22 protein-coding genes and 1 pseudogene are annotated in these 25,324 nt (G+C 44.3%); 16 read left to right on the forward strand and 7 right to left on the reverse strand.

The window, feature by feature from the left end; all coding sequences use genetic code 11:
* Positions 1-81 precede the first annotated feature (81 nt).
* Positions 82-669, reverse strand: coding sequence for a hypothetical protein (locus LPY66_RS02390; RefSeq protein WP_337986533.1), 588 nt, complete (start codon positions 667-669; stop codon positions 82-84).
* Positions 670-1,011: 342 nt separating this feature from the next.
* Between LPY66_RS02390 and glpK the strand changes: the two genes are divergently transcribed.
* Positions 1,012-2,505: a glycerol kinase GlpK gene (glpK, locus tag LPY66_RS02395; RefSeq protein WP_337986534.1), complete on the forward strand. Its 1,494-nt coding sequence runs from the start codon at positions 1,012-1,014 to the stop codon at positions 2,503-2,505.
* Between the two features lie 62 nt (positions 2,506-2,567).
* Positions 2,568-3,305 carry a M48 family metallopeptidase gene (locus LPY66_RS02400; RefSeq protein ID WP_337986535.1) on the forward strand — a complete coding sequence of 246 codons (738 nt, stop codon included), beginning with the start codon at positions 2,568-2,570 and terminating at the stop codon, positions 3,303-3,305.
* On the opposite strand, the gene LPY66_RS02405 is transcribed toward LPY66_RS02400, so the two are convergent.
* Together LPY66_RS02405 and LPY66_RS02410 are read right to left on the reverse strand one after the other, a co-directional pair.
* Positions 3,302-4,060: a TIGR03915 family putative DNA repair protein gene (locus LPY66_RS02405; protein WP_337986536.1), complete on the reverse strand. Its 759-nt coding sequence runs from the start codon at positions 4,058-4,060 to the stop codon at positions 3,302-3,304. The genes LPY66_RS02400 and LPY66_RS02405 overlap by 4 nt on opposite strands.
* Before the next feature lie 42 nt (positions 4,061-4,102).
* On the reverse strand, positions 4,103-5,341 hold the full coding sequence (locus tag LPY66_RS02410; protein WP_337986537.1) for a putative DNA modification/repair radical SAM protein: 1,239 nt from the start codon (positions 5,339-5,341) through the stop codon (positions 4,103-4,105).
* Positions 5,342-5,456: 115 nt separating this feature from the next.
* Between LPY66_RS02410 and LPY66_RS02415 the strand changes: the two genes are divergently transcribed.
* The 3 genes and pseudogenes from LPY66_RS02415 to LPY66_RS02420 all read left to right on the forward strand — a co-directional run bounded on the left by LPY66_RS02415 (position 5,457) and on the right by LPY66_RS02420 (position 6,889).
* Entirely contained in the window at positions 5,457-6,314 is an 858-nt protein-coding gene (locus tag LPY66_RS02415) for a DUF3102 domain-containing protein (RefSeq protein WP_337986538.1), read from the forward strand.
* A 26-nt stretch (positions 6,315-6,340) separates the two neighbouring features.
* Positions 6,341-6,442: pseudogene (locus LPY66_RS20945) on the forward strand (helix-turn-helix domain-containing protein); the annotation flags it as partial.
* Between the two features lie 246 nt (positions 6,443-6,688).
* Positions 6,689-6,889, forward strand: coding sequence for a hypothetical protein (locus tag LPY66_RS02420; protein WP_337986539.1), 201 nt, complete (start codon positions 6,689-6,691; stop codon positions 6,887-6,889).
* A gap of 33 nt (positions 6,890-6,922) precedes the next feature.
* Here LPY66_RS02420 and LPY66_RS02425 read toward each other — a convergent pair whose 3' ends face one another.
* On the reverse strand, positions 6,923-8,173 hold the full coding sequence (locus tag LPY66_RS02425) for an IS110 family transposase (protein ID WP_337986540.1): 1,251 nt from the start codon (positions 8,171-8,173) through the stop codon (positions 6,923-6,925).
* A gap of 297 nt (positions 8,174-8,470) precedes the next feature.
* Between LPY66_RS02425 and LPY66_RS02430 the strand changes: the two genes are divergently transcribed.
* From LPY66_RS02430 to LPY66_RS02445, 4 genes are all read left to right on the forward strand, one after another.
* Positions 8,471-9,448 (forward strand): DUF4393 domain-containing protein, encoded by a 978-nt coding sequence (locus tag LPY66_RS02430; RefSeq protein WP_337986541.1) that lies wholly within the window; start codon positions 8,471-8,473, stop codon positions 9,446-9,448.
* 152 nt (positions 9,449-9,600) lie between these two features.
* A complete protein-coding gene (locus LPY66_RS02435) occupies positions 9,601-9,864 on the forward strand; it encodes an AAA domain-containing protein (protein WP_337986542.1) in 264 nt (87 codons plus the stop codon).
* Between the two features lie 220 nt (positions 9,865-10,084).
* The gene (locus LPY66_RS02440) at positions 10,085-11,665 is read left to right on the forward strand and encodes a hypothetical protein (RefSeq protein WP_337986543.1); all 1,581 of its coding nucleotides are present in this window, start codon (positions 10,085-10,087) and stop codon (positions 11,663-11,665) included.
* 268 nt (positions 11,666-11,933) lie between these two features.
* Positions 11,934-13,244: an ATP-binding protein gene (locus LPY66_RS02445; RefSeq protein ID WP_337986544.1), complete on the forward strand. Its 1,311-nt coding sequence runs from the start codon at positions 11,934-11,936 to the stop codon at positions 13,242-13,244.
* Positions 13,245-13,630: 386 nt separating this feature from the next.
* On the opposite strand, the gene LPY66_RS02450 is transcribed toward LPY66_RS02445, so the two are convergent.
* The 3 genes from LPY66_RS02450 to LPY66_RS02460 form a co-directional block, all read right to left on the reverse strand.
* Positions 13,631-14,212, reverse strand: a complete 582-nt coding sequence (locus tag LPY66_RS02450; RefSeq protein ID WP_337986545.1) for an indolepyruvate oxidoreductase subunit beta — start codon at positions 14,210-14,212, stop codon at positions 13,631-13,633.
* Positions 14,205-15,968: an indolepyruvate ferredoxin oxidoreductase subunit alpha gene (gene iorA, locus LPY66_RS02455; protein WP_337986546.1), complete on the reverse strand. Its 1,764-nt coding sequence runs from the start codon at positions 15,966-15,968 to the stop codon at positions 14,205-14,207. The genes LPY66_RS02450 and iorA overlap by 8 nt, the downstream gene beginning before the upstream one ends.
* 415 nt (positions 15,969-16,383) lie before the next feature.
* The gene (locus LPY66_RS02460) at positions 16,384-16,698 is read right to left on the reverse strand and encodes a type II toxin-antitoxin system Phd/YefM family antitoxin (RefSeq protein WP_337986547.1); all 315 of its coding nucleotides are present in this window, start codon (positions 16,696-16,698) and stop codon (positions 16,384-16,386) included.
* A gap of 264 nt (positions 16,699-16,962) precedes the next feature.
* On the opposite strand from LPY66_RS02460, the gene LPY66_RS02465 reads away from it, so the two are divergent.
* The 7 genes from LPY66_RS02465 (at position 16,963) to cphA (ending at position 25,318) form a co-directional block, all read left to right on the forward strand.
* Positions 16,963-18,093: a PRK06851 family protein gene (locus LPY66_RS02465; RefSeq protein WP_337986548.1), complete on the forward strand. Its 1,131-nt coding sequence runs from the start codon at positions 16,963-16,965 to the stop codon at positions 18,091-18,093.
* A gap of 364 nt (positions 18,094-18,457) precedes the next feature.
* Positions 18,458-19,138 (forward strand): AlbA family DNA-binding domain-containing protein, encoded by a 681-nt coding sequence (locus LPY66_RS02470; protein WP_337986549.1) that lies wholly within the window; start codon positions 18,458-18,460, stop codon positions 19,136-19,138.
* A gap of 42 nt (positions 19,139-19,180) precedes the next feature.
* Positions 19,181-19,816 carry a toprim domain-containing protein gene (locus tag LPY66_RS02475; protein WP_337986550.1) on the forward strand — a complete coding sequence of 212 codons (636 nt, stop codon included), beginning with the start codon at positions 19,181-19,183 and terminating at the stop codon, positions 19,814-19,816.
* A gap of 68 nt (positions 19,817-19,884) precedes the next feature.
* Entirely contained in the window at positions 19,885-20,676 is a 792-nt protein-coding gene (gene rsmA, locus LPY66_RS02480) for a 16S rRNA (adenine(1518)-N(6)/adenine(1519)-N(6))-dimethyltransferase RsmA (protein WP_337986551.1), read from the forward strand.
* 212 nt (positions 20,677-20,888) lie between these two features.
* Positions 20,889-21,716, forward strand: a complete 828-nt coding sequence (gene yabG / locus LPY66_RS02485) for a sporulation peptidase YabG (protein WP_337986552.1) — start codon at positions 20,889-20,891, stop codon at positions 21,714-21,716.
* 84 nt (positions 21,717-21,800) lie between these two features.
* A complete protein-coding gene (locus tag LPY66_RS02490) occupies positions 21,801-22,622 on the forward strand; it encodes a cyanophycinase (protein ID WP_337986553.1) in 822 nt (273 codons plus the stop codon).
* A gap of 59 nt (positions 22,623-22,681) precedes the next feature.
* Complete coding sequence (cphA, locus tag LPY66_RS02495; protein ID WP_337986554.1) at positions 22,682-25,318, forward strand: cyanophycin synthetase; 2,637 nt, start codon at positions 22,682-22,684, stop codon at positions 25,316-25,318.
* Positions 25,319-25,324: the final 6 nt, after the last annotated feature.

A 25,324-nucleotide genomic window follows, 5' to 3' on the forward strand; every position in this document is an offset into this window, starting at 1 on the left:
GATATACATCTTCAGATTGTTATATAGAATTGGTTAATTTTTGGACGGCATTAGTAGGATTAGCGGAAGTTAGCTGAGCTTTTATTCAAGTGTTTTTGAATATAGCGTTTCTGTATTTTCTAAATCGCTTTTTGGAATATGTTTTGGATTTTTATGACGTATGTTATTACTAATAAGTACATCCGTAGGATTACTGAGAACAATATTGTTCGGTTTGAATAATGCTGAGTCGCCAAGTAAAGGGGTAATTAGACCAGCAGTTACTCCCCACAAAGAACTACTCCAACTCATCATGACATTTGTGACAACATCTTTTGGATAATTTCGTCCAATCCCAACGTTTGCTAATAAACCCCGAAGAAAACCAAAACCAAATAAGCCAGTCACTAAACCTTTAATTACAGATTTATCCTTACCTGTATAGGAAAGGAGATACACTAGAGGAATCCCCATAAATGAAGATATAACCAACTCTCCAAATATACCGAATATGGTTGCTTTTTTGGTAACTAGGCGATACTTTGGAAGGAAAATTCCAGCAACAATATCAGCAAAACGGCGTTTCTCCAAACCTTTTCTGTAGAAATATTCATTGCTTAATGTTTTTGGAATATCACTAATAAAACCTACTAATAGGCCAAGCATGATGCGGTCTCTCATTTTTTTCATATCGTACACCCTCCCATGAAAAGTTAGGAATAGTTTACCCTTTTGCAGCAGGGTTTATTGGAGGATAAATTTGGGCATTCGTGCAATAAACCCGTCAAATATATTAAAGCCGAATAGTTCACATTATTCTTATAATGGTAATTAGGGATTTGAGCCATCACTTCATGTAAAAAGGACAGCAACTATTGTAAGTCGCTGTCCTTCTGTTGCGTTTTGTTATTCTGTTTTTAGGATCTTTTTTTATCTTTGAAGGTGACTATTTCGTATTGGATTATTGTATAATGTAAGCAATTATCACTACATTGTATGGAGTGACAGGATAGTTTCAAAAGGGGGATGGGGATGCCCGGCAAGGTTATTTTAGCCCTTGATCAAGGGACCACAAGCTCGCGTGCCATCTTATTTGATGAAAATGGGACCATTATCGGGCAGGCTCAAAAAGAGTTCACGCAAATATATCCCCATCCGGGATGGGTTGAGCACGACCCGATGGAGATATGGCAAACACAGCTCAGTGCAGCCCGGGACGTTTTGGCGCAGACAGGAACCGCTGCGGAGAGTATCCACGCCATCGGTATCGCCAATCAACGGGAAACCACCGTCGTCTGGAACCGGACAACCGGCGAACCGGTCTGTAATGCCATTGTCTGGCAGTGTCGGCGCACGACGCCGCTGTGTGAAGAAATAAAAAACGGTCATTTAAATACCTATATTGAGGAAATGACCGGACTGATCGTTGATGCTTATTTCTCCGGAACCAAAATCAGATGGATTCTGGATCATATCCCCGACGGGCAGAAGCTTGCCGAACGGGGAGACCTCATATTCGGTACGATTGACAGTTGGCTGGTGTGGAAACTCACCAGCGGACGGCTGCATATCACCGATTATAGCAATGCCTCCCGCACGATGTTATATAATATCCGGGACCTGCGCTGGGATGACAAGATACTCGCCGCGTTAGATATCCCGGAGTGTATCCTGCCCAAGGTCTGCCCAAGCAGTGACTTGTTCGGGGTAACTGAGGCCCATTTACTGGGAGCGGAAATACCCATCGGTGGCTTAGCGGGAGATCAACAGGCGGCATTATTCGGGCAAGGGTGTTTTTCAGAAGGCATGGTCAAAAACACCTACGGTACCGGTTGTTTTATCCTCATGAACACCGGGAAAAATATCATCCGCTCCAAGAATAAGTTACTGACAACCATTGCCTGGGGAATTGATAATCAAGTCGAATACGCGCTGGAAGGCAGTGTTTTTATTGGCGGGGCGGTGGTTCAATGGCTGCGGGATGAGATGGGACTGATCCAAACTGCCGCAGAAAGTGAATATGTTGCCACTCAAGTCAAGGATACCAACGGCGTTTATGTTGTTCCCGCTTTTGTCGGACTTGGTGCTCCCTATTGGGATATGCAGGCCCGGGGGATTATTACCGGACTCACCCGGGGAGCCAACCGCTCTCACCTCATTCGCGCCGCTTTGGAAAGCATTGTCTATCAAACCAATGATGTGCTCACCGCGATGGATAAAGATACCGGTATTTTGCTACGGGCCTTAATGGTTGACGGCGGCGGGGCAGCCAATCATTTTCTGTTGCAGTTTCAAGCGGATATCAGCAAGGCCCCGGTCATTCCCTCGGCAATAACGGAAACAACGGCTCTGGGAGCGGCCTATCTTGCCGGGCTGGCATCGGGTTATTGGTCCGGCAAGGACGATCTCGGTTCCGGAGGCCGGGCCCAGCGCATTTTTCAGCCGCAGATTACCGAGCAACAACGACGGGAATATCTAAACGGCTGGCAAAAAGCGGTAGAGCGAGCACGCTGTCATCAGGATTAATAGTCAATAAACAGTCAATAATCAAACAATAAACGAGCAATAAAGGGGCGGGAGAAATACCGATGGACTATCTGCGCATTGGCAATAGAGTGATTGAATATGAATTGCGCAAAAGTAAGAAGGCACAACGGCTTGTCATGACAATAAAGGGCTCGAAGATGATCGTATCCGTCCCCGGGTTTGTTACGTTCGCCTATGCCAGGAACTACCTGGAAAGCCACAAGCACCAGATTCTGAAAAAGTTGGAAAAGATCCAAGCAAAAGCAACGAATAACAATTTTACGAAAAACTATATTTCAGGAGAAAAACACCTTTATCGGGGCAGGTACTATCCGCTCCATATCGAGGAAATGAAGGGGTCAACGAAGGGTTCCGGTACTTTCGCTGAGTTTGTCGGGAGCAGGATTCATATCACCATCACACCGGGCCTTACTGAGCAAGAGAAAAGCAATGAGGCTAAGCGCTTATTGGAACAATGGTATATCAGCCAAGCGAAAAAACTTCTGCCTGAACAGGTCGATTATTATGCAAAGCAGTTAAACCTGTCCTATAGTGTATTACGGATCAAAGATCAAAAAACAAAATGGGGAAGCTGTTCCAGTAAAAAAGCCATCAATCTGAATTGGCGAATCATTATGGCACCCAATCAGGTGATTGCCTATGTCATCCTCCACGAACTTGTCCATCTGAAACATATGAACCACTCCCGGGATTTCTGGGTGACCTTGGAGAGCTATTTTCCAGACTATAAAAAGTGGAGGAAATGGCTAAAAGATAATGGCAATGAACTGATGGCTTAATTGATATTTTTGTCGGAATAACCGGTCGTAAATTCTGTAAGATGGCGACGATAGCGGTGCGGGACAAACTGGGTTTGCAGTTTCTTATTTTTTCTGTTCTCAATGCTGATCTGGCTGAAGTACAGCCGCCACAATTCCTGATAATCCTTTTCCTGTTCAGAATAAGTAAAACCTATCTCCTCCGGAAAATCGGTTATGTACCAATCCTGACAGTTAGAAACCACAGCAAGGCCGCGTTTGCGGTCATGAATAATGAACCGTTCCTGAGCCAGCCGGTCGGCAAAGTGATCGGCCAAAAGAATCAGAATATGATGATCGGGTTCGAGCACTGCATATAAAAAACTGCCGGTGTCTTTAAAGCGAAGGAGTCCCAGGAAGCGCTCCGCTTCAAAAGACACTTTCCGGGCCGTTTGCCGGATCGGCAGCACTTCGGGTTGAGCGTGCAGATCATCAATTTGCCGGCCTAATTTAAAGCCCAGTTGCAGATAGTTTAGTATTTTCGTTTCTTTATTGGCTTCATTGGAGAGATACGTATAGAAGATGTGTTTAAGGGACAGATCAGAGATTTTTCGTTCAATCGCGTGATAGACCTTTTCCGCCTTGACTAAATCCGTCTCGACGGTACGCGAGGGGACAAAAAAATTATTTTGATACGCTGCCTGGGGGAAGATCCCCTGGGCTTTTTCTTCATAATAGCTGGCATAGACAGCGGTGAGTAATCCGTCAAAGCTGCCGTCGTAGAGATAATCAATCATGCTGTTGCCTCCCGGACGGCCATGGTTGGCCTGCAGTAAGCGCTAAAAAAGTGTCAGTTGAACCGGCTTTTGCACCGGTGCCAAGGCCCTGCGGATTAATCCCGCTTCCACCGGAATGGCGCCATAGTAATGTCCTTGGCAGGTGATAAAGTAGCGGGCGCGTTTCAGTGAAACCCCGATTTTCTTCAGATGATCATAGGATATGGCAGCCACTCGGCGCTGGCTAATTATGCGTTGGGCTGAAATCAGGCCAATCCCGGGGACCCGCAGCAGTTCTTCATAAGAAGCCCGGTTGATTTCCATCGGAAACAGATGCATATTGCGGAAGGCCCAACTGATTTTGGGGTCAAAATCCGTTTCCAGAAAAGGAGTCCGTTCATCAACAATCTCATCGGCTTGAAACTGATAAAACCGCATCAGCCAGTCAGCCTGATAGAGGCGGTGTTCCCGTAAGAGCGGGGGTGCGGTGGTCAGGGCCGGCAAAAGCGGGCTGTCGTTGACCGGGATATAGGCGGAATAGTAGACTCTTTTCAGCTGAAAACGCTGATAAAGCGCCTCGGATGCTTTGACGATAACCCGGTCGCTATCGTTGCTGGCGCCGACAATCATTTGAGTGGATTGGCCGGCGGGGACAAATTTGTTTTTTTGAGCATGTCGGTATAACCTGCGTTCGGAAGCATTTTGCAGGATGTGATCACTGATTTGGTTCATCGGCGCCAAGACCGCCGGCAAGGATTTTTGCGGCGCCAACAGCTTGAGGCTTTGTTCGGAAGGCTGTTCAATATTGACGCTCATCCTGTCGGCCAACAGGCCTGTTTTTTTGACGAGCACCGGATCCGCACCCGGAATGACTTTAACATGGATATAACCGAAGAAATGATATTCATTCCTCAAAATATCGAGGACCTGATAGATTCTTTCCATGGTTTTATTGGGACTATGTTCAATGCCTGAGCTTAAAAATAAGCCTTCAATATAATTGCGGCGGTAAAAGCCAATGGCCAGATCGGCAATTTCCCTCGGCGTAAAACTGGCCCTGGGGATATCGTTCTGGTTGCGATTGACGCAGTAGGTACAGTTATAAATGCAATAATTGGTCATCAGGATTTTTAACAGGGAAACGCAGCGGCCGTCGGCGGACCACGTATGGCAGATGCCAAAGGCTTTGGAATTGCCGATACCGCCTTTATTCTTCTTCTCGACACCGCTGGAAGCGCAGGATACGTCATATTTGGCGCCGTCAGCGAGGATCGCTAATTTATCCAAAGTTCCCATCACCATCACCCGTTATAGTGTACCATGAGTGCGAGCAAAATGCAAACGTATGTTCGTAAGCACAATCTGAAGCCCGTCTACGTATGCTGGCATTAAAGCTACCAAAAAGGCGGGAATTATAATGAATCAACCGATCACGGAACGCACACCGTGTGTTATCGCGGCTGAGATTAATCAAATCAAACAACAGACATGTAACATCATGCTTACCAATGCCATCGAGGTTGGCAAGCGCCTGAAGGAGGCTAAGGCCATGCTTCCGCATGGGGAATGGGGGAAATGGCTGGTCGAATCGGTGAACTATTCTCAGCGCACAGCCAACAGGCTAATGCAGCTTTTTGAAGAATATGGCGATAAACTGCTCGTTTGTGCTGAAGATGGCGGCAGCGCAAATTCGTCAGCGCTGACGAATTTGACCTATTACCAAGCCCTTCTCCTTCTGGGGATTCCGGAAGATGAACGGGAGGAATTCATTCTGCAGCATGATATTGACGATATGACTACTAGGGAGCTGGATCTGGCACTGAAAGAACAGAAGCACACCGTATCGGAAGAAAAATTAGATCAAGTCACATCCACATCCATACTCCTACCCTTACAAATACCCATACCCGAAAATCCTCAGGGTATAGAAATAGAATATGTGACTGTCAATAAAACCAAAAAACCTGCAAACATGCCAAAAGCAGCGGCCTCCCCAAACGCTACCTCCCCAACTGCTGCCACGGAGTATGAAGAAAAATGTACCGTTTGCTGCAAAACGATCGCCGATACATTCTTCGAACTGCTGACAGCGCTCGGTCAACTGGCTAGAATTGATTCGGTAGCAAAGGAAAAATGCATTACAAATGCGAGTAAGCTTGCAGACTATATGGTCGAAAGGCTTAAAGAGTGGCCGCCTATTATCAGGACAAATATGCCGAATGTAAAAACGTATGCCATCCCTGAAAGTGGTACAATAACCGCCCCAGAGGCATAACAGGCCAGATAAAGGGATTATGAAAAAATAATAGATTATTAATTCATCAAAAAATTAAGCTGTGTGATGAGAGAAAGCTTGAATTAGTGGATCATTTCATAACGTGGGTAATTGACGAAAAGCTATAATTTAAAAAAGTGCGAACAGCACTTATTTTTATTGCCGAAAGAGTCTATTTATTAATTTTCATTCAGTATGTAAATTGGTGGTATTGCTGCAAAATAATGCAATTATTTCCTGTCAATTGGATGAATTTAGAAGGAGTGTGGATTATTTTCGCGAATTAACAAATAATAGACCCCCTAGGCGTAAAAATGATTTGGTAATGCACCAATATAAGTGGATAATACTATTCCTCAATTCATTTGGGCTTATTGAAGGAATTTGATACATATTTGGCTCGACAAGAAGAGCGTTTCTTTGGAGGAATAGTTCCGATTAAGATTAAAGGGGTAAATCTTAGTTCTATCTCAATAGATGTTGAGGGTAAAGGTTTCGAAATTAGTATTATGTCTATCCAGAAAACTCAATGTATTAGTCCTTCTGACAAAAAAAACCCACCTAACTCAAGGTAATACTTGAGAAAAATGAATAGAACCTAATATTAATTAATGAGTGAGTAGCTGTCCTGGAGTTATACCCTGATTTATTGTAACGGTTAGCCCAAGTGATTCTAGTTTCTTAACTGACTTTTTAACTATCTCTGTCATTCGATACTGTTCATAGTAATCTGGGCCAAGTTCTCTGTAAGGAGTGTTGTTTTTAAGCATTGCATAGGCTGCTTTGAGAATTGCATGTGCGACAGCTACAGTAGCTCGATTATAGCCACGTCTCCTGGCAATTCTATTGTATTGGGTACTAAAATACGTGTTCTTTAAATGCCCAGCAGATTTTGCGCATTCAATAAGAGTGGCTTTTAGTATATCGCTGCCTTTCCGTGTTTTGCCACTTTTCCGTTTTCCGGCACTTTCATGATTGCCAGGGCATAAACCAGCCCAGGAAGCGAGGTGTGATGCCGACGGGAATTGATCCATATTGATGCCGATTTCAGAAATGATGATTTGAGCGCTGCGTAAACCAACTCCGGGAATTGAATCGACTAGATTGACTTGTTCACACACCGGTATCATTTTTTCCTGGATTTGTTGGTCAAGTAGAGAGACTTGTTCTTCAAGCATATCGATATGTTTAAGCATTAGGCGCAACATTATTCTTTGGTGATCGCCCATGAAACCATGAAGAGCTTCCTGAATTTGAGGTATTTTCTTACGCATTTGTCTGAAAGCCTTATCAGCCATAGCTTGAACGTCTGTACAACCAGCAATTAGCATATCAAGCATTTGACGCGATGACTTGCCATCGATGTCACTGACAACAGAACCTAGTTTAATGTTCGCGCCTTCTAATACCTTTTGGATACGGTTTAGTTCTCTGGCACGTTCCTGTACCATACTTCTACGATAACGAACAAGTTCTTTGAGCTCACGCTGCTCACGCTGCTCACGCTTAGGAATAAAACTGCCATTTAGTAAACCATGACGAAGCAAATCGGCAATCCATTCTGAATCTTTGACATCAGTTTTCCGACCAGGCACAGCTTTGATGTGTTGAGCATTAACAACTAAAGTAGGTATCGCCTCCATTTCTAAAAGGTTGTAGATAGGCTTCCAGTACGATCCAGTCGCTTCCATGGCAACACATTGACATTCGACACTTTTTAGCCACTCAGTAAGATCTAATAGAGAAGATGTCATTGTACTGAAACTGCGAATCTCCTTGTTTTTACCTGTTATTAAACAGGCCACGATAGTGTTCTTGTGAACGTCCATACCACAACAACGCTCGTAAATTACATTCATTGAAAGACCTCCAATGATTTATATTTACGGCGGGCTTCCTGTCAATGTATTATTCTACCCAACGTGCTCATGGCAACAATTTGTGGTGCAAGCAGGAAACCTTGATCAGTCTATAACATCGGGCTTAGTAGCGCCAAGACATATCGACCTGATGCCGTAGGCAAAGTATCTCACTAGAACTTAGTTTTCATTCATTTGATGGTGTGGCACGAGGTGCCGATGCTACATGGAGGTCTATAATGGTAAATTGCTCTATGCTCATAGCTGATGAAATTCTTATTAATTGGAGGTGTCTTTATGAGTGATAATGAAAACAAGATTACGAAACAATTACCTATAAAAGATATTTATGACGATGCAGTAAAGCCTTTTGCAAAAGAAACTGGAAGTCTGATGAGTTTGATTCCTCGGGCAATACATGCTGCCCTTTCGCCAATTGAAATATGGATACTTAATAGACAACATGCAATAAATGAAACGAAAAAAATGCTTGAAGAAAAACTAAAATATTATGATCCCCAAAAAATATGTACGCCTGAACCCTATATTGCTATACCTGCAATAGAAGCTATTTCCTATTCAAGGGATTGTAAACAAATTCGTGAGATGTATGCAAATCTGCTTGTGAAATCAATGATTATTGAAGAACGCAAATATGTACACCCTGCTTTTACAGAAATTATTAAACAACTGACTCCTGATGAAGCAAAAATAATCAACTATTTGCTAATTTATGGGGATAGACAACCTGTTTTAGAAATACGTCGTGTTTTTAATACTAAATTGAAGGAAGTAGGGTCATATTCCAACTTACATAAGTTTGATAATAAAAGCCTAATTGCTAGTGTGGACAAAAAGGATGGTTTGACACTCCATGACCCCAAGAAGCTAACATTTACAGATAATTTAGGAAATACTTTTTCTAGAAATGTTACACTGCTTGCTTATTATGCAAATTGTAGCTTGCCAAATAAAATTGAAAGCTACTTGGATAATCTATCAAGGCTAAAAATAATTAACATTATATATACTTCATATCTTGACACAAAAGAAGAATATACTAGAATTGCGCAAAGTGGTCATGTGAAAACTACTCTGTTAGAAGATTATGAAAAACTTGAAACGCACGAAGGAATAACATATCACCTAAAAAAGGGGTTTATATGTTTCTCAGATTTCGGTAAAGAATTCGTTAAAGTATGTTTAAACGAGGATGATGCTGAAGATATCATAAACGATCCCAAGCCATCTATACCTATCAACCCTGAATTGTGATATAGATATACTTATTAACGCGTATTATCCATATAATATCCAAACCCTTCCAAGAAAGGCAGTAATAAATTGAACACAGATAAAAACCTCGTTCTTGTAAAAGGTGAGAATACCGGTTTGAACAATCCATGATGGAATATACGGATAGTTCCATGAAACTGTTCAAAGCAAAGCTGGCTGAAAGATATGGGAGAGGGAATCAGAGAACGGTGTTTGCAAGGGATTCACTATGGCGTGATTTTGACTCTTTCATTCGGGAATATCCGGTAATCTTCAGTACTACTCATTCCTTAAGAACCTGTGCAGTAAAAAATTATCTTTTTGATTACGTTATCATTGATGAAGCTTCCCAGGTTGACATTGTTACCGGAGCTTTGGCCTTAAGCTGTGCCAAAAGCGCTGTCAGGTTAAGCTAATAATGAATTTAGTTTATTGTGTTATAAGATAAAGGCAAGGTTACCGAATATAGATTTATGTAATACCATCCTTTGAACGACCATTAGAAAAAGGCAGATTTTATGCCGACAAGTAAAAAAACCAGAGCACTAGCATACTTCCCATAATAAATACATAAATGAAAACAACAACGCTCTTGCATCTTAAGTGGTTAATTTCTATATCAGATGGGAGGCTTCTATGAAGCGTTATTTAATATTAATAATTATCCCCTTGTTATTGACAACTTTAGTTGCTTGTCAAAAGACGACAACGAGCGAACAGAAAGATGAACCGGCAGATATATCCTCAAACACGCAGCAAAAAACAAATACTCAAGACGATTTACACAATAAGGTTATAAATGGGGATTATTATATCATAGGCTCGGATACCAGAGAAGAAAAAGGCAAAGAATGGGCTAAACTGTGGCTGGATACAATTTACCAGGACAATGATATTACAAATGTAGAGATCAAGTATATTCACGGAGGTTACCTTGATGCATTTATGACCGATTGCTCTACTCTTTCCAGCATCTATTCCATCCAATTTTCCTCACAACAAGGGGTTCGTGATGCACAGCATCTGAATGGGGATAATTATTCATTGGAAGTAATGGTTGTGACGGTTGTAGATAATGGCAAGACCGTATTATCCGGTTTCCTCGGGCCCAATGAGTTTGACGTGTATGATGCCCGCCAAGCGATATATAATGTCGTTCAGAATGACCCGCGTTATAATCCCATGTTAATATCATTTCCGGAGACTATCCTTCCCCAAGAAATCACCCAGATAGATATGCGGTTAATTGCTCACGACAACCAAATACTGCGAACAAATACGTTGCCAGGCGGATTTGTGGTTGCTGTCTGCGGAGAACCGATTGATGATCGGGGAAAATATGCGTTAAAGGCGTTGATTTTTGATCCGATAAACAACAAAATAGTGAGCAGTAGGGATATTGGCGAATACTATTTGTTAAACACCTCTGTTTCACAAGAGAAAGTTGATATTTCTGCCCAGAAAGAATCTTCCTCAAAAATTGAAATGTTTCGTGTTGACGCCGTGGGTGATATAACCACAGAAGATTGTCCGGCAGACACACTGTATTTTAAATATTCACCTGACAAAAGCAAATATGTCTATTCGGAAAAAGGAAGTTTGTATGTGGTTGATGAAAATGAGGGAAATACGCCGCGATTGTTGATTAGCGGAAATGACTCAGGCGGTCAGGATCGAAATTATTATTACCCCTTTGCCTGGGTGGACAACGCATTATTGGTCTATGGCATTGGGGGATATGAGTGGTCAAATGGGTGCGGCGTAATCGATATAAGAACAGGTAAAGATATTCTGCTTAAACAAGCCGGTTCCAATGCACAGCCAATAGAATTAGTCAATAATAAACTGTATACCGTCATTGGCGAAATGGGCGAACCTTTAGATCCAGGGGTAATCGACCTTGATCAGACCGGCTATCCCTATAAAAAATTAATCAATGAGACATATGATATTCAAAATATTGGATTTACCGATTATTCCATATCGCCGGATGGGTCAAAAATCGCCTTTATTAAAACGGGGTATGAGCAAAATGAATACAATAAAATATACCTATTTTCCACTGTAGATGGATCATTGCTAAAATCGTTTGAATTCCAAAATGTATTTAATAGTCCGCAATATTTAGATTTCTTTGAAGAAGACAGAATCGCCATATACGCAGAACAGCACTGCTATTGTCCGGAATACATGTATATTGTCAATCTAAGAAATTAATCATGCATTTTCAGCAGAGCGGACTCCAAAGAAAGCGGAGGTGATTCAATTGGTCGATATTATATTTGATTTAACCTTTCTGGCACTTACAATTACAATCATTGTATATATCAATAAAAGAGTAGTAACTGAAAAAGCATTACTTAACAAGCTCGATCGTCTTATAGAATTGCTTGAAAAAAATCAAAAGAGTTGTTAAAGTTGTAATGCCATACATACCAGGCAGTTGATTTGGCTATAGTCACAATAATATTCAGGAGAAACAATCATGCACCATTTAACATCAAAGCTCATCATTTATCGCACCATCGGCGAGGACAGCATCTTATTTCAGTTAGCCGCCATCTGTCAGCGTTTTGCTGAGGGGAACGACCCGAAGGAAAAGCTGGTTACGGATATTTTAACGCAGATCAATCGGCTGCTGGATCTGGCTACCCGCTACGGCTTTGATCAAAACCTGTGGCATAATTATCTGGCTTTTTTGCTGGCAATGACGGAGAATCCCTTTACGCTTGTATCGGAGAAAATCGGCGCCAACGACGGGACCGTTAACGTCTTCGCACGCAATGATTTTGCCATATTCAAAGCGCTGTTTGCTTATGATTTTAGCGCCATAGAAAAGGAACTGGATATTCAGTGCTTTTCCATTATCCGGAACTATAAAGCCGTTATGAAAAAAGAACAGATCTATAATAAAAGTGTCAGTGAAAAGGTCCAATCCTTAAGCCGGATGCTGGCACAAGCCAAAGATGAACATGAGATGTATCGGACGGTAACGGACTTTTATCAGGCCTACGGCGTAGGTAAATTAGGCTTGAATAAGGCCTTTCGCCTTGCCCCTGCCGACGATTCAGAATTGCTCATACCGATTACCACCACCGGCGATGTTGTCTTAGCAGATCTGGTCGGCTATGAGGATCAGAAAAAGGAGCTGGTGCAGAATACCGAGGCCTTTGTGGCAGGCAGGAAAGCCAACAATGTGCTTTTATACGGCGATGCGGGAACCGGCAAGTCCACCAGTATCAAAGCCATATTAAATCAGTATTATGATCAGGGACTGCGGATGATCGAAATCTACAAGCATGAATTCAAGGATTTAGCAAAGGTCATTACCGCGATCAAGAACCGGAATTATCGGTTTATTATTTTTATGGATGACCTTTCATTCGAGGAATTTGAAATCGAGTATAAATATTTAAAAGCGATTATCGAAGGCGGTTTGGAAACAAAGCCGGAAAACATCTTGATTTATGCGACGTCCAATCGGCGGCATTTAATTCGCGAAACCTGGAGTGACCGTTCGGATCTGTCTCAGGATGAACTGCACCGGTCAGATACGATGCAGGAGAAGCTATCCTTAGTGGCGCGGTTCGGAATAACCATCGGCTATTATCAGCCTTCACAGCAGGAATATTTCCATATCGTCACCACCCTGGCTGAAAGATATCCGGAAATCACGTTGACCAAAGAAGAACTAACCGCCATGGCGCATCAATGGGAAATGCACCACGGCGGAATTTCCGGCCGCACCGCCCAGCAGTTTATTAATTATTTGCTTGGGACTGCTCCTCAAAACTAGCAAATAACGATATAAGACAAGTGCACCCCAAATGTTAAGTTTCTTACCCAACATTTGAGGTGCACATTATTTTGACTTGATACAATACTCGAATTAGTTACTCAAATTACTCCATAGTAAGTCCGACTGCACAATGCCGACGTCAAGCGGAGCACGGATTGCGGAGCGCAACGGTCCATGGATGGACCTAAGTTAAAATTCGGCCAAGGAGGGCGAAAGAATTTTAACTTCCTTAATGCAAATTCATGGAAGGCACAAGAGCCGAAAGTGGTATTGAGCAGTCGGACCAGCCCCAAATGAGAATAATTGCTAACGTATTAATAGAATATTGTGCTAGATAGTTCAGCGCACGGTCATTTCGCTAAACATTGTTACCAAAGTAAGCATTACTTGACGCTGTTCCACCCGGCCTCAAAGGCTTTCAGGTTAACATCCAGCAATTTATCGGGAACGGTATCGCGGATGACATCCAGCCAAGTTTGTTTGTCCAGATCGAGATAGCGGGCTAAAAGACCCAGCAGCACGACATTGACGGCTTTGGCATTTCCGGCCTTGACCGCCTCGCCGAGACCATCGATAACCATGGTGTTCGCACACTGTTTTTTAATAGCGGCAATCGCATCCTGAGGGTAGGCAGCCGCTCCGGTGACAACGGGCATCGGATCGAGACGCTGGTCATTAATCAGGATATTGCCGTCTTTCTTTAAATAGGAGAGCCAACGCAGGGCTTCCAGTTTTTCGAAGGCTAGGATGATATCGGCTTCCCCCGGGGCAATGATCGGAGCATATACTTTTTCACCATACCGGACCTGGGTGACCACACTGCCGCCCCGTTGGGCCATGCCGTGGATTTCGGAAACTTTAACATCCTGCCCGATCTTTTGAACAACGCCGGCCAGGACACGGCTGGCCAGGATCGTGCCTTGTCCGCCCACACCGACAATCAGAATATTGGTCAGATTACGCATTAGCGCCACCTTCTTTCCGGATCGCATCGAACTTGCAGACCGTGGCGCAAAGGCCGCAGCCAACGCATTGGGCGGGGTTGATGCTGACTTTTTTATTATCCTGCTTAACGATACACGGGCAGCCGAGCCGCATGCATTGCAGACAGCCGGTGCAGGCTTCCTCGGAGACCGTGTAAGGCGGCTTTGTCCCCTTCTCAATCAGAGCACAGCTGCGCCGGGTTATAATAACCGAAGGCTCTTCGGCGGCAAGTTCTTCACGGATAATCTGCTCCAGTTCACTGAGCGCAAAGGGATCGACGGTGCGGACCCGGTCAACGCCGACGGCTTGGGCCAGAACCGCGAGGTCGATTTCCTTGGTGGGTTCTCCCTTAATGGTAAAGCCGGTGACGGGATTATGCTGGTGCCCGGTCATGGCAGTGATCCGGTTATCCAGGATAAGCGTTGTGGTTGTGGCTTTATTGTAGACGGCATCGATCAGCGGGGTGATGCCCGAATGAATAAACGTCGAATCGCCGATTACAGCGACCATCTTGCGGGCATAATCCTTGCCCCGGGCTTTTTCCATGCCGATGGCCGTGCCGATACTGGCTCCCATGCAGATGGTGGTATCGATGGCATTTAAAGGCGCGAGACAGCCCAGGGTGTAGCAGCCGATATCGCCGGTTACAGTTACTTTCAATTTATTCAGGGTATAAAATACGGCGCGGTGCGGACAGCCCGGACAAAGCACCGGCGGACGCGGCGGGGTGTCTTCGGTTTTCAACTCACAGGCCGTCGCATGGCAGCAAGTTTGCTGATCGCTTGGCGCCAGCTTAGCGCTGATCATCTCCGGCAGCAGTTCGCCAAATAGCGGGAAGGTATCCTTGCCCTGAACGGCAATCCCCCAGGCTTTGATCTGGTCTTCGAAAAAGGGATCTAATTCTTCAATCACATATAGGGTTGTTACTTTTTGGGCAAACTCTGAAATCAGATTCTTGGGCAGAGGGAAGCTCATGCCCAGCTTTAAGATCGAGGCTTGGGGCAGAACTTCTTTCACATATTGGTACGTAATACCGCTGGTGATGATCCCAATCGAAGGATCATTCCATTCGATACGGTTTAATTCGGTGGTTTCAGCATAAGTGCTGAGTTTTTGCATACGATCTTCGACGATGAGATGACGGGGCCGGGCATTGGCCGGAATCATCACAAATTTCGCCGTGTTCTTTTCGTATTCTTTAATCGGGACTTCCTTGCGGTCGGCAAGCTCGACCAAAGACTGAGAGTGGGCTACCCGGGTCGTTGTTCTGAGCATCACCGGGGTATCAAATGCTTCACTGAGATCGAAAGCTAATTTAGTGAATTCTTTAGCTTCCTGACTGTCGGCCGGCTCCAGAACCGGGATTTTGGCAGCTCGTCCGTAATGTCGATTATCCTGTTCATCCTGTGAACTGTGCATCCCCGGATCGTCGGCGGATACTAAGACTAAACCCCCGTTGATTCCGGTATAGGCTAATGTAAATAAAGGGTCAGCGGCGACATTGACCCCGACGTGCTTCATGGATACCAGAGCTCTTCCGCCGGCAATAGCGGCACCAAGACCCACTTCCAGAGCAACCTTTTCATTCGGAGACCATTCCGCGTACATTTCAGGATATTTTGCGGCGTTTTCGGTTATTTCTGTACTGGGTGTCCCCGGATAGGCCGTGCAGACAACGACACCGGCTTCCCAGGCACCCCGGGCAATTGCTTCATTCCCTGTAAGGAGCTTTTTCATCGTTATAATCCATCTCCAAATCATTACTATAATCATATATTTTCGGCCTGGCCGAAAATACGTATGGATACATTATAGTATGAAAAAGAAAAACTGTACAAGCGAAATTATGGTTATTTCATATAACAGTGAAAGATCACACAACAATTGATAACGATCTGAAACTTTTATTCAACAACAGAAAAAGCGCTGCCGCCAAACTGTTTTTACCGTCTGGCAACACCGCCTCTTAGTATAAGGTTTTTAAAGTATTTGCTAATTCCCAAAAAACAGCTGTACGTCACAATACCAGCGTCAAGCGGAGTATGGATTGCGAAGCGCGGCAGGTAGCGCCATGGATGGCGCTACCTGCCGAAAGCGGTAATGTGACGTACAGCCACCCCAAATAATCGAATATTTCGAACGTTATACTAATTTAATCATTTTCTTCATTTTCAAGAAAGATATTTATTTCATCGTCAGAAAGCGTGTTCATTTTCATCGGAGAGTAACGATCATGGAAGGTATGCGGGTAGATTTCAGATGGCATAGTTTGCGAAGTATACTCATCCCTCAGACGCATCAGCTCAGTATATTCATTAATGGAAATAATCACAGCCTGGGGTTTATTGTTCTTAACAATAATATATGGATTGCCCTCGTCTTCAACCGCCTGAATCACTTTTGAAGCTTGTCCCCGCCCTAATTCAGAAACGGAAATCATACAGTCAAATACCCGCCGCAAATCCATATCCTAACCTCCCAAAATTATCTACCACATATTTTAAGCAAACACTAAGTTGATTATATGATGGATATCCTGATAATGCAATTGGGTCTAGCCTTATTTTAATGTTAATTATCATGCATATCTGCATGAATTTCGTCGAATTATGGATGATATATGTAATGCAAAAGTGTTCTGGGGATTATTTGTCACTATTTGTGTAAAGGAACCTTTTTGTTCTATTTCAATACAATAGAAGATGAACATATTTATTGAGGAGTGACACATATGAAGGGACGTATCAAAAAAGTATTTCCAGGCGGAAATACCTCGGAAGGGTTTTTCTCCTATTATTCCTACCTTCTGGAAAAAGGCTTCAAGAGAATATTTGTCGTAAAAGGGGGCCCGGGCGTCGGCAAATCGACATTGATGAAGAAAATCGGGAAGCGGATGGCAGAATTAGGCTATGATGTCGAATTCCACTACTGTTCATCAGATAATCAATCTTTGGACGGAATTGCTGTTTTAGACGCTGGCATAGTCATGGTTGATGGGACTGCGCCGCATATTGTTGATCCGAAATATCCGGGGGGGCTCGATGAAATCATCAATATGGGAGAATACTGGGACTCGGAGGCTATGCAGATCCATGTTGATCAAATTATTGCTTCCACCAACGAAGTTAGCCGCCACTTTAAACGCGCGTACCGTTATTTGAGCGCAGCGAAAGTGATTGCGGATAATATGACGCAATCCCTTAAACTCAGTATGGATTTTCCTGTACTTAATAAAGATACTCTTTTGATGGAAAAAGAATTGTTTGGAAATATAGCGATTCAAATTCCAGAAAATAATGGGGTCATGGGCAGAGTGCGCCATCTATTTTCCTGTGCCTATACACCGGATGGATTTGTCGATTATACAGACTCTATCTTACAAGGAATCAGTCGGGTCTATTATCTGGGTGGGGATTTTGGCATTGGCAGATCCACATTGATGCAAAAAATAGCCCATAAAGCCATGGCGCTTGGCCTGAATACCGAAATCTATCATTTGCCGCTGATGCCGGAAAAAATCGGGACACTCATCATTGCGGAGCTTGATATAGCGTTAACGTCGAGTGATCATTTTAAGGAAAATAACGCAATAGTCATTAATTTGGATCAGTATGTCAATAAAGGGGTAGCAGCAGAAATTGCCGCTCAGGTACGAAGCGATAAGGAATTGCTCGATGATTTGCTGAAAAGAGGGATTGCTTGCATCTCCCAAGCCAAACAAGAGCATGATGTGCTTGAGCAGTATTATGTCCCCTATATGGACTTTGAAGCAGTCGGACAAAAATGTGAGGAAATTCAAAGCAGAATACTGGATTTAGCCCAATGTGAAGCACAGGCAGCTTCCCGGCGAATTTTTAACTAGCAGACCATTCTCTAATCTCTCATTAGTTCCTCAAATTACTCCAGAGTAAGGTCGCCTGCACAATGCCGACGCCAAGCGGAGCACGGAGGCGGAGCGTTGCTCTTTCACGGCCACGGATGACCTAATGTTTCTCACACCTCAAATCAGGTCTGCGTGCCACAGTTCCGGCGACAAGCGGAGCATGGATTGCGTAGCGCGGCTCTTTGCGCCAAGGATGGCGCAAGAGGCGAAAGCGGAATGTGGCATGCAGACCAACCCCAGATAAAAAACGTACTCCTGGCAGCTATACAAACTCAGCGCGTAATTATCGTTTTACTATTGGTTATGCTACAATAGAAGCAATAAATAAATGTCAGAGGTTTCTATGGAAAAAGATGTCTACATGACCATCTCGAGTAAAACAAAACAGCTCTTGGTCCGCCAAGAAGGTTTTGATGTGGATTTCAAATTAACGGTGAAGGGGATTCGGGCAACGGACTTCGTTGCCTTTGCCAACTCCCAAAACGGCGGAACAATCCTGGCCGGTGTCGGAGAAACTGAAGATGCCCATAGTATGCAAAGAGGGCGTATTGTTGGCTGCCCGGTTGGTGATCAAGAGAGGCTTTATATTTTAAGCAAGGCAGAAAGCTGTGTACCGCCGATTGAAGTGCAGATTATCGTTGAAAATTATGCCCGAAAACCGTTCTACCGAATTGAGATTCCTCCCGGCAAAGAGAAACCTTACAGTACAGCCGGGGGCACATATAAGATCAGAGGGGACGGCCGTACCAACACACTGCTTCCCGGAAGGCTTTTAACCCTATTTATGGAAAATCAAAGTGATTTGTTTTTAAGCCGTTTTCGTGAGGCAACAAGAGAATTGGGCCAGAATATGCTTGCGTCGGAAATCAAATTCCAGAATGAGCTTCAGGCGATAAAGACACTGGTATATCAAATTGATGATTCCTTGGAAAAAAAGAACCATATCCTCATGAACCATCTCGAATTCCTTGACCAAAAATTAGAACGATTCATCGCGTCGGCAGGCGTTCAGAATGAGGTATAACCATAATTCCTGAAATAATTGCGGAAAGGATAAAAGTGAGCCTTGGAGAATCAAGATAACGAATTTGTAGTAAAAGATCGTACCGAATTGGACTTTAAGCCACTCATCGTGGTTGAAGGGAAAAATGATGCGCATGCTGTCAGGCGGGCACTGGGCAAGGTTGATGTATTATGGACGGAGGGGTTTGGACTCACGGAAGAGAAACTTGCCTATATAGCTGAAATGGCCGAGAGATGCGGTGTCGTCGTATGCACCGATCCGGACTTTCCAGGAACACAAATCAGAGACCGTATCAACAGAAGGGTGCCTAAAGTCAAACACGTCTACTTATCCAAGGCAATTGCCCGCAATGAGAAAAATAACGATATAGGCTTAGAAAATGTCTCTCCGGAGGAAATACGGAAGGCCTTTGCCAAGGTACTTGAAGACCAGCAGAAATCGCCCTTCGTACCGGATGCCAATCCACCGGGTACCGTGCCGGATGGACTCATTGCAATGGCGGATCTGCTGGAATTAGATTTAGCAGGACAAGCAGGATCATCGCAAAAACGGGCGTTGCTGGGAAAGATATTAGGAATCGGGGATACCAATGCCAAGCAGTTTATTTTCAGAGCCAACCGGTTTAGGATAACCAAGGCAGACCTCTATAAAGCTGCCGAACAGTTGGAAAAGGGATGAAGGAGTGAACACTTACGGAAAGGTATGAGGATACGGCGTCGTATATTCGCAGAGTTGTCCGGCACGGGGTGCGGGCAAAGAAAGCCTTGGGGCAAAACTTCCTCATTGATGATGCCGTGATTAGCCGGATCATCGAAGAGGGTGTACCCAAGGAGAATATTCCTTTGGTCGAAATTGGGCCGGGGCCCGGTGCATTGACACGGAAGCTGGTATTAAAAGAAAACGAATTATGGGCCATTGAGCTTGATCAGGAAAAAGTCGAACTGTTAAATAGAGAATTCCATGCAGACACGTTGCATATCCTGCATATGGATGCCCTTAAGCTGAATGTGCGCGACTTATGGGGGGACAATAAAGGGTGGCTTGTGGGCAACCTCCCGTATTACATCACTAATCCGCTCCTGATGCATTTCCTTGACCAGGGAGACCGGTTAAAGGGCATGACAGTGATGGTTCAAAAGGAAGTGGCGGATAGAATAGGTGCCGGACCCGGAAGCCGGGCGTATGGTATTTTATCCATTGCTGTCCAACTTGCAGCCGATGTGACCCCGCTCTTTGATGTTCCGCCCACCGCTTTCTGGCCCCAGCCAAAAGTAACCTCCACTGTTTTGAAGTTAGAGATGCGGCCATACCCCGGCTTTAACACAGATAAAGACGTGTTCTTCCGTATCGTGCGAGCGGCTTTTGCCCAACGCAGGAAAACAATCATCAATACCTTATCCGGTGGGCTTGGCATCACGAAGGAACAAACGAAGGAAATCCTCGAAAGAGCCGGCATCGATCCGGGGCTAAGAGCAGAGGATATCGGTATCTTGGATTATCAAAAGATTACCCTTATTTGGTTAAGCAAGGCAAAATAATCAAAATCAACAAGAATAAATAATTAATTAATATCCATGCATGTGCATACATAACGAGCACCTTTTGCTAAAAAGCAATAGGTGTTATTTTATTTAATTCACTTGGTAGATGGACACTTGATGTGTATGAAATTGTACGCTTACAGGGAAAGGCAAATACTGATCCTATGCATATAATGGCTATATATGACAAAAGAGCAGGAGGGTTTCGCTTGTTTAAGATTGGAGATATTGTAGCCCGCCGTTCTTATAATCAGGATTTATTTTTAAGGATAATTGGAATCAATAAAAATAAGTTAAAGAAAACGGCGGTTCTCGGGGGGATTAATTATCGGTTGATCGCCGATGCTGCTTTTGATGATCTGATTCTTAAAGATGATAAACAACTAATCTATTATAATCTCGCGGATTCGCAGGAAGTCTATAAGAAATACCGCAAAGTGGCCTTTGAACGAAAATTTAAGGTGGAAGAAGAGTATTTTCAGTTACCGGGGAAAATCCTTCATCTGGATGGTGATGCGGACTATCTTGAACAGTGTCTTAAAACCTATAAGCAGTTAGGTTTGCAGGCCAAAGGAATTTGCAAATCGGAAGCGGAGCAGCCCAAGATTATCGCGAAAGCGCTTAGAGATAACCCAGTGGATATCTTAGTTCTAACGGGGCATGATTCTCTGCTTAAAGGAAAAAAAGACTATAAAAATCTGGATAATTATCGGAGCTCTGCTTATTTCGTCCAATCGGTAATTGAGGCCCGACGCATCCAGCCCAACAAAGATCAGCTGGTTATATTTGCCGGTGGCTGTCAGTCTAATTTCGAAGCGATCATTGACGCAGGCGCGAATTTTGCTTCTTCACCGAAAAGGATGCTCATTCATGCGTTGGATCCCGTCTTTATTGTCGAAAGTATTGCCTTTACCCCCATAGACAGTATGGTTTCAATAAAAGAAATAATAAATCATACTGTCACTGGCTTAGACGGTGTGGGCGGCATCGAAACACGGGGGCAATTAAGAAAAGGCTATCCAAGAGTAGAATATTAACACGAAATAAAGATAAATCTGGATAATGTACGGTATAGTGAATAATTAATTCGGATTTCCGCAAATTATGCTTGGAGGGATGATATGACTGAGCATATTAACGGAAATCTGCTTATTATCGGCGGTGCTGAGGATAAGAAGAATGAATGTAAAATTCTTAGATATTTTTTCAATGAAGCCGGGGGAAAAGACGCAAAGATATGTGTCATCACAGCCGCTTCTGAACAAGCAGAGCAGGTTGGCAGAACGTATGAGGAGCTATTCAGAGGATTTGGCTGTAAGGATTTGGTTATTATCAATATTGAGGATAGAGAATATGCCGCATTGGATCACAATTTAGATAAAATCGCCAGTTCCAGCGGCATTTTCTTTACCGGCGGCGATCAATTACGCATAACGGCAATGATTGGGGGGACGCCCCTGGGAACGGCTCTCCAGCATGGCTATGAGCACGGTATTATTATAGCCGGCACCAGTGCAGGGGCTTCCGTGATGTCGGATACGATGATTATCGGCGGCCAGGGGGATACCCCGGGGGAAGATTTGATTCAAATGGCCCCCGGGTTAGGTTTCTTAAAAGGCGTCATTGTTGATCAGCACTTTGCCCAGAGAGGCAGAATTGGTAGGTTACTCACAGCCGTATCGTTGAATCCGTATTTCCTGGGTATGGGGATCGATGAAGATACATCTGTCCATATTCGAGGCAACGCAACGCTGCAGATAATAGGTCGGGGTACCGTACTGATAGCGGATGCATCCGTGGCTTCCATTTGCAACGTGGACGATATCAATAACGGGAAACCGCTGGCCATTGCTCCGGTGAAAGTGCATGTTTTGTGTGAAGGGTGGGAATTCGATATTGCCCGCCGTACCAGTACATGCCGGGGTGAGCAAAAGGCGAAATGAATATTACGGCATGCAGTTGGAAAAAATAGGGTGTACTTAAATAGTTAGGGGTAACGGCAATGAAAATATGCCATGTTAAGGCGATAGAAGGCGCCAATTTTTTCAGTCATCACCCGGTGATCTGCGGAATCGTTGACATTTCGCAATGGCTGGGAAAGACAACGAAGGAAGTAAACGGCTTTAATGAACGGTTACTTCGGGTGCTGCCATCGTTGGCCAATCATAGCTGTTCGCGCCATAAGCATGGGGGTTTTATTGAACGATTGGAAGAGGGCACTTTTCCTGGCCATGTCCTTGAACATATCTGTATCGAGTTACTGGCGCTTGCCGGAGAAAACAGGCACTACGGCAAAACCCGGCTATATAATGAGGAAAAAAATGAATATGAGGTCATCTATGAATATGAATGCAAAGAGGCCGGTATAAAAGCCATTTTCCTCGCCGGAGCTATCCTGAATAAATTGTATTTCGGTGGTGAGCCCGAGGTTCTGTCATCTGTCAATAAATTAAAGCGCATTCGATCCCAATGCATGCCCGGACCATCGACTCAGGCTATTCTCAACGCCTGTGAAACCCGAGGCATACCCTTTCATCGCCTAGGTAACGGCGCACTGTATCAACTGGGGCACGGCCGGTACCAACGGAAAATTCAGGCAGCCATGAGTGATACAACCAGCTGTATCGGGGTCGATATGGCAAGTGATAAGCAGCTGACCCGGATGGTACTGGATGAATGCCTGTTTCCGGTGCCTCGGGGTATGGTTGTTTCCGCGGAGAAAGAGCTGTTGCAATGCTTTAAGCAAATCAATAAAAACGTCGTCGTCAAGCCGTGTCGCGGCAACCAGGGCAAAGGTGTTTCCATTAATCTGGGTACGAAGCAGGAGCTTATTAAAGCCTACTATCATGCTCAAAAATATGATTCAAAGGTGATTATCGAAGAATATATTGCGGGCAATAATTATCGCTTATTGGTTATCGGCGGTAAACTTGCCGCAGCAGCCCGGAGGTTGCCTCCCGGTGTCATTGGAGACGGAAGATCCACGGTCAAGGAATTGATTCAACTGGAAAATGAACATTCTCTCCGGGGAGACGGTCATGATAATTATTTATCAAAGATAGTTATCGATCCCGCGTTGGAACGTGAACTGGCAAGACAAGGCTTATCCTTGGTATCCGTTCCCCTTGCAGGGGAAAAAGTCATTCTGCGTGCGGATGTTAATATGAGTACGGGAGCAACTGCCGTTGATGTGACAGATCGGGTACACCCGGATAATATTGAACTCGCGGTCAACTCCTCTAAATTATTAGGACTTGATATTGCCGGAGTGGATATGATAGTTGAAGACATCAGCAAATCCTACCGGGAGCAGGACGGTCGCGTCATCGAAATTAATGCCGTACCCGGGTTACGGATGCATCTCCTTCCCAGTGAAGGAAGAGCACGTGACGTCGGATCGGATATCATCAGAATGATGTTTCCAAAGGGCAACGGCAGGGTACCCATCATCTCGGTCACGGGAACCAACGGGAAGACAACGGTAGTTCGGCTTATAAATAACATGCTCCAAAAGCAAAAGCTTACCGTGGGGATGACATCCACAGAAGGAATCTTTATTAATAACAAGCAGATAAGCTCGGGCGATCATAGCGGACCCCAAAGCGCAAAAGCAATATTGCGTCATCCGGATGTACAAGTTGCTGTTCTGGAAACGGCACGGGGGGGTATTCTTCGTGACGGGCTAGGGTATGATTACGCCGATGTCGCTGTCGTAACTAATGTATATGAGGACCACCTGGGGCAGCACGGGATTGAAACGTTGGAGGACATGACCAAGGTAAAAAGTTTGGTGGCTGAAATGGTAGCGCGGCACAGCTATGTCGTCTTAAATGCTGACGATCCGCAATCAGCGTCGTTGGTAAAAAATACCCGGGGGCGGATAATCTATTTCAGCAGCGGGCTTAATAACAGAAGGATATGCAAGCATTTGGCGATTGGGGGAACCGCCATCATTGCGGATGGGGGAAAAATAAAGGTATGCAGGGGTACGGAATGCATTCCTGTATGCAGTCTCCACCATATTCCAATGACCTGGGCAGGAAAAGCGGCGCATCATGTTTACAATGTGCTCGCTGCAGTAGCTGCCTTTTATGCGTTGGGTTATACACCGGATCAGATCCGGAAATCTGTAGCAGGATTTGGACAGGTTGCCGAGGATAATCCAGGCCGATTAGAATATTATGACGTCGGGGATTTTAAGGTTATTTTAGATTATGGACATAACCCGGCCGGTGTTAGAGAAATCGTCAATACGCTCAAGCAAGTTAAACACCGCAGAATGATCGGGTGTATTGGCATTCCGGGTGATCGTCCTGATTCTATCGTCAGGAAGCTGGCAAGAGAAGCTGCTGGGGGGTTCGACTTCCTGATCATCAAAGAGGATTCGGAACTTAGAGGACGAAAAAAAGGAGAAATTGCCGGAATTCTTTATGATGAGGTGCTAAAAGAAAAAAAACAGCCGGAGGCATTAGCCATTGTCCTTGATGAAACAGAAGCGTTTCACCAGGCATTGGATTTAGCAATGCCTGGTGATATTGTTGTTATCTTTTACGAGAAGGCCGACAGTCTCAGAAAAATCATTGCCGATAGACAGAACAAAAATATTTCTATAGCAGAAAGTAGTGGAGATAGGCTATAATATTTA

The organism is Dehalobacter sp. DCM, from assembly GCF_024972775.1.
In the GTDB taxonomy this organism is placed as follows: domain Bacteria; phylum Bacillota; class Desulfitobacteriia; order Desulfitobacteriales; family Syntrophobotulaceae; genus Dehalobacter.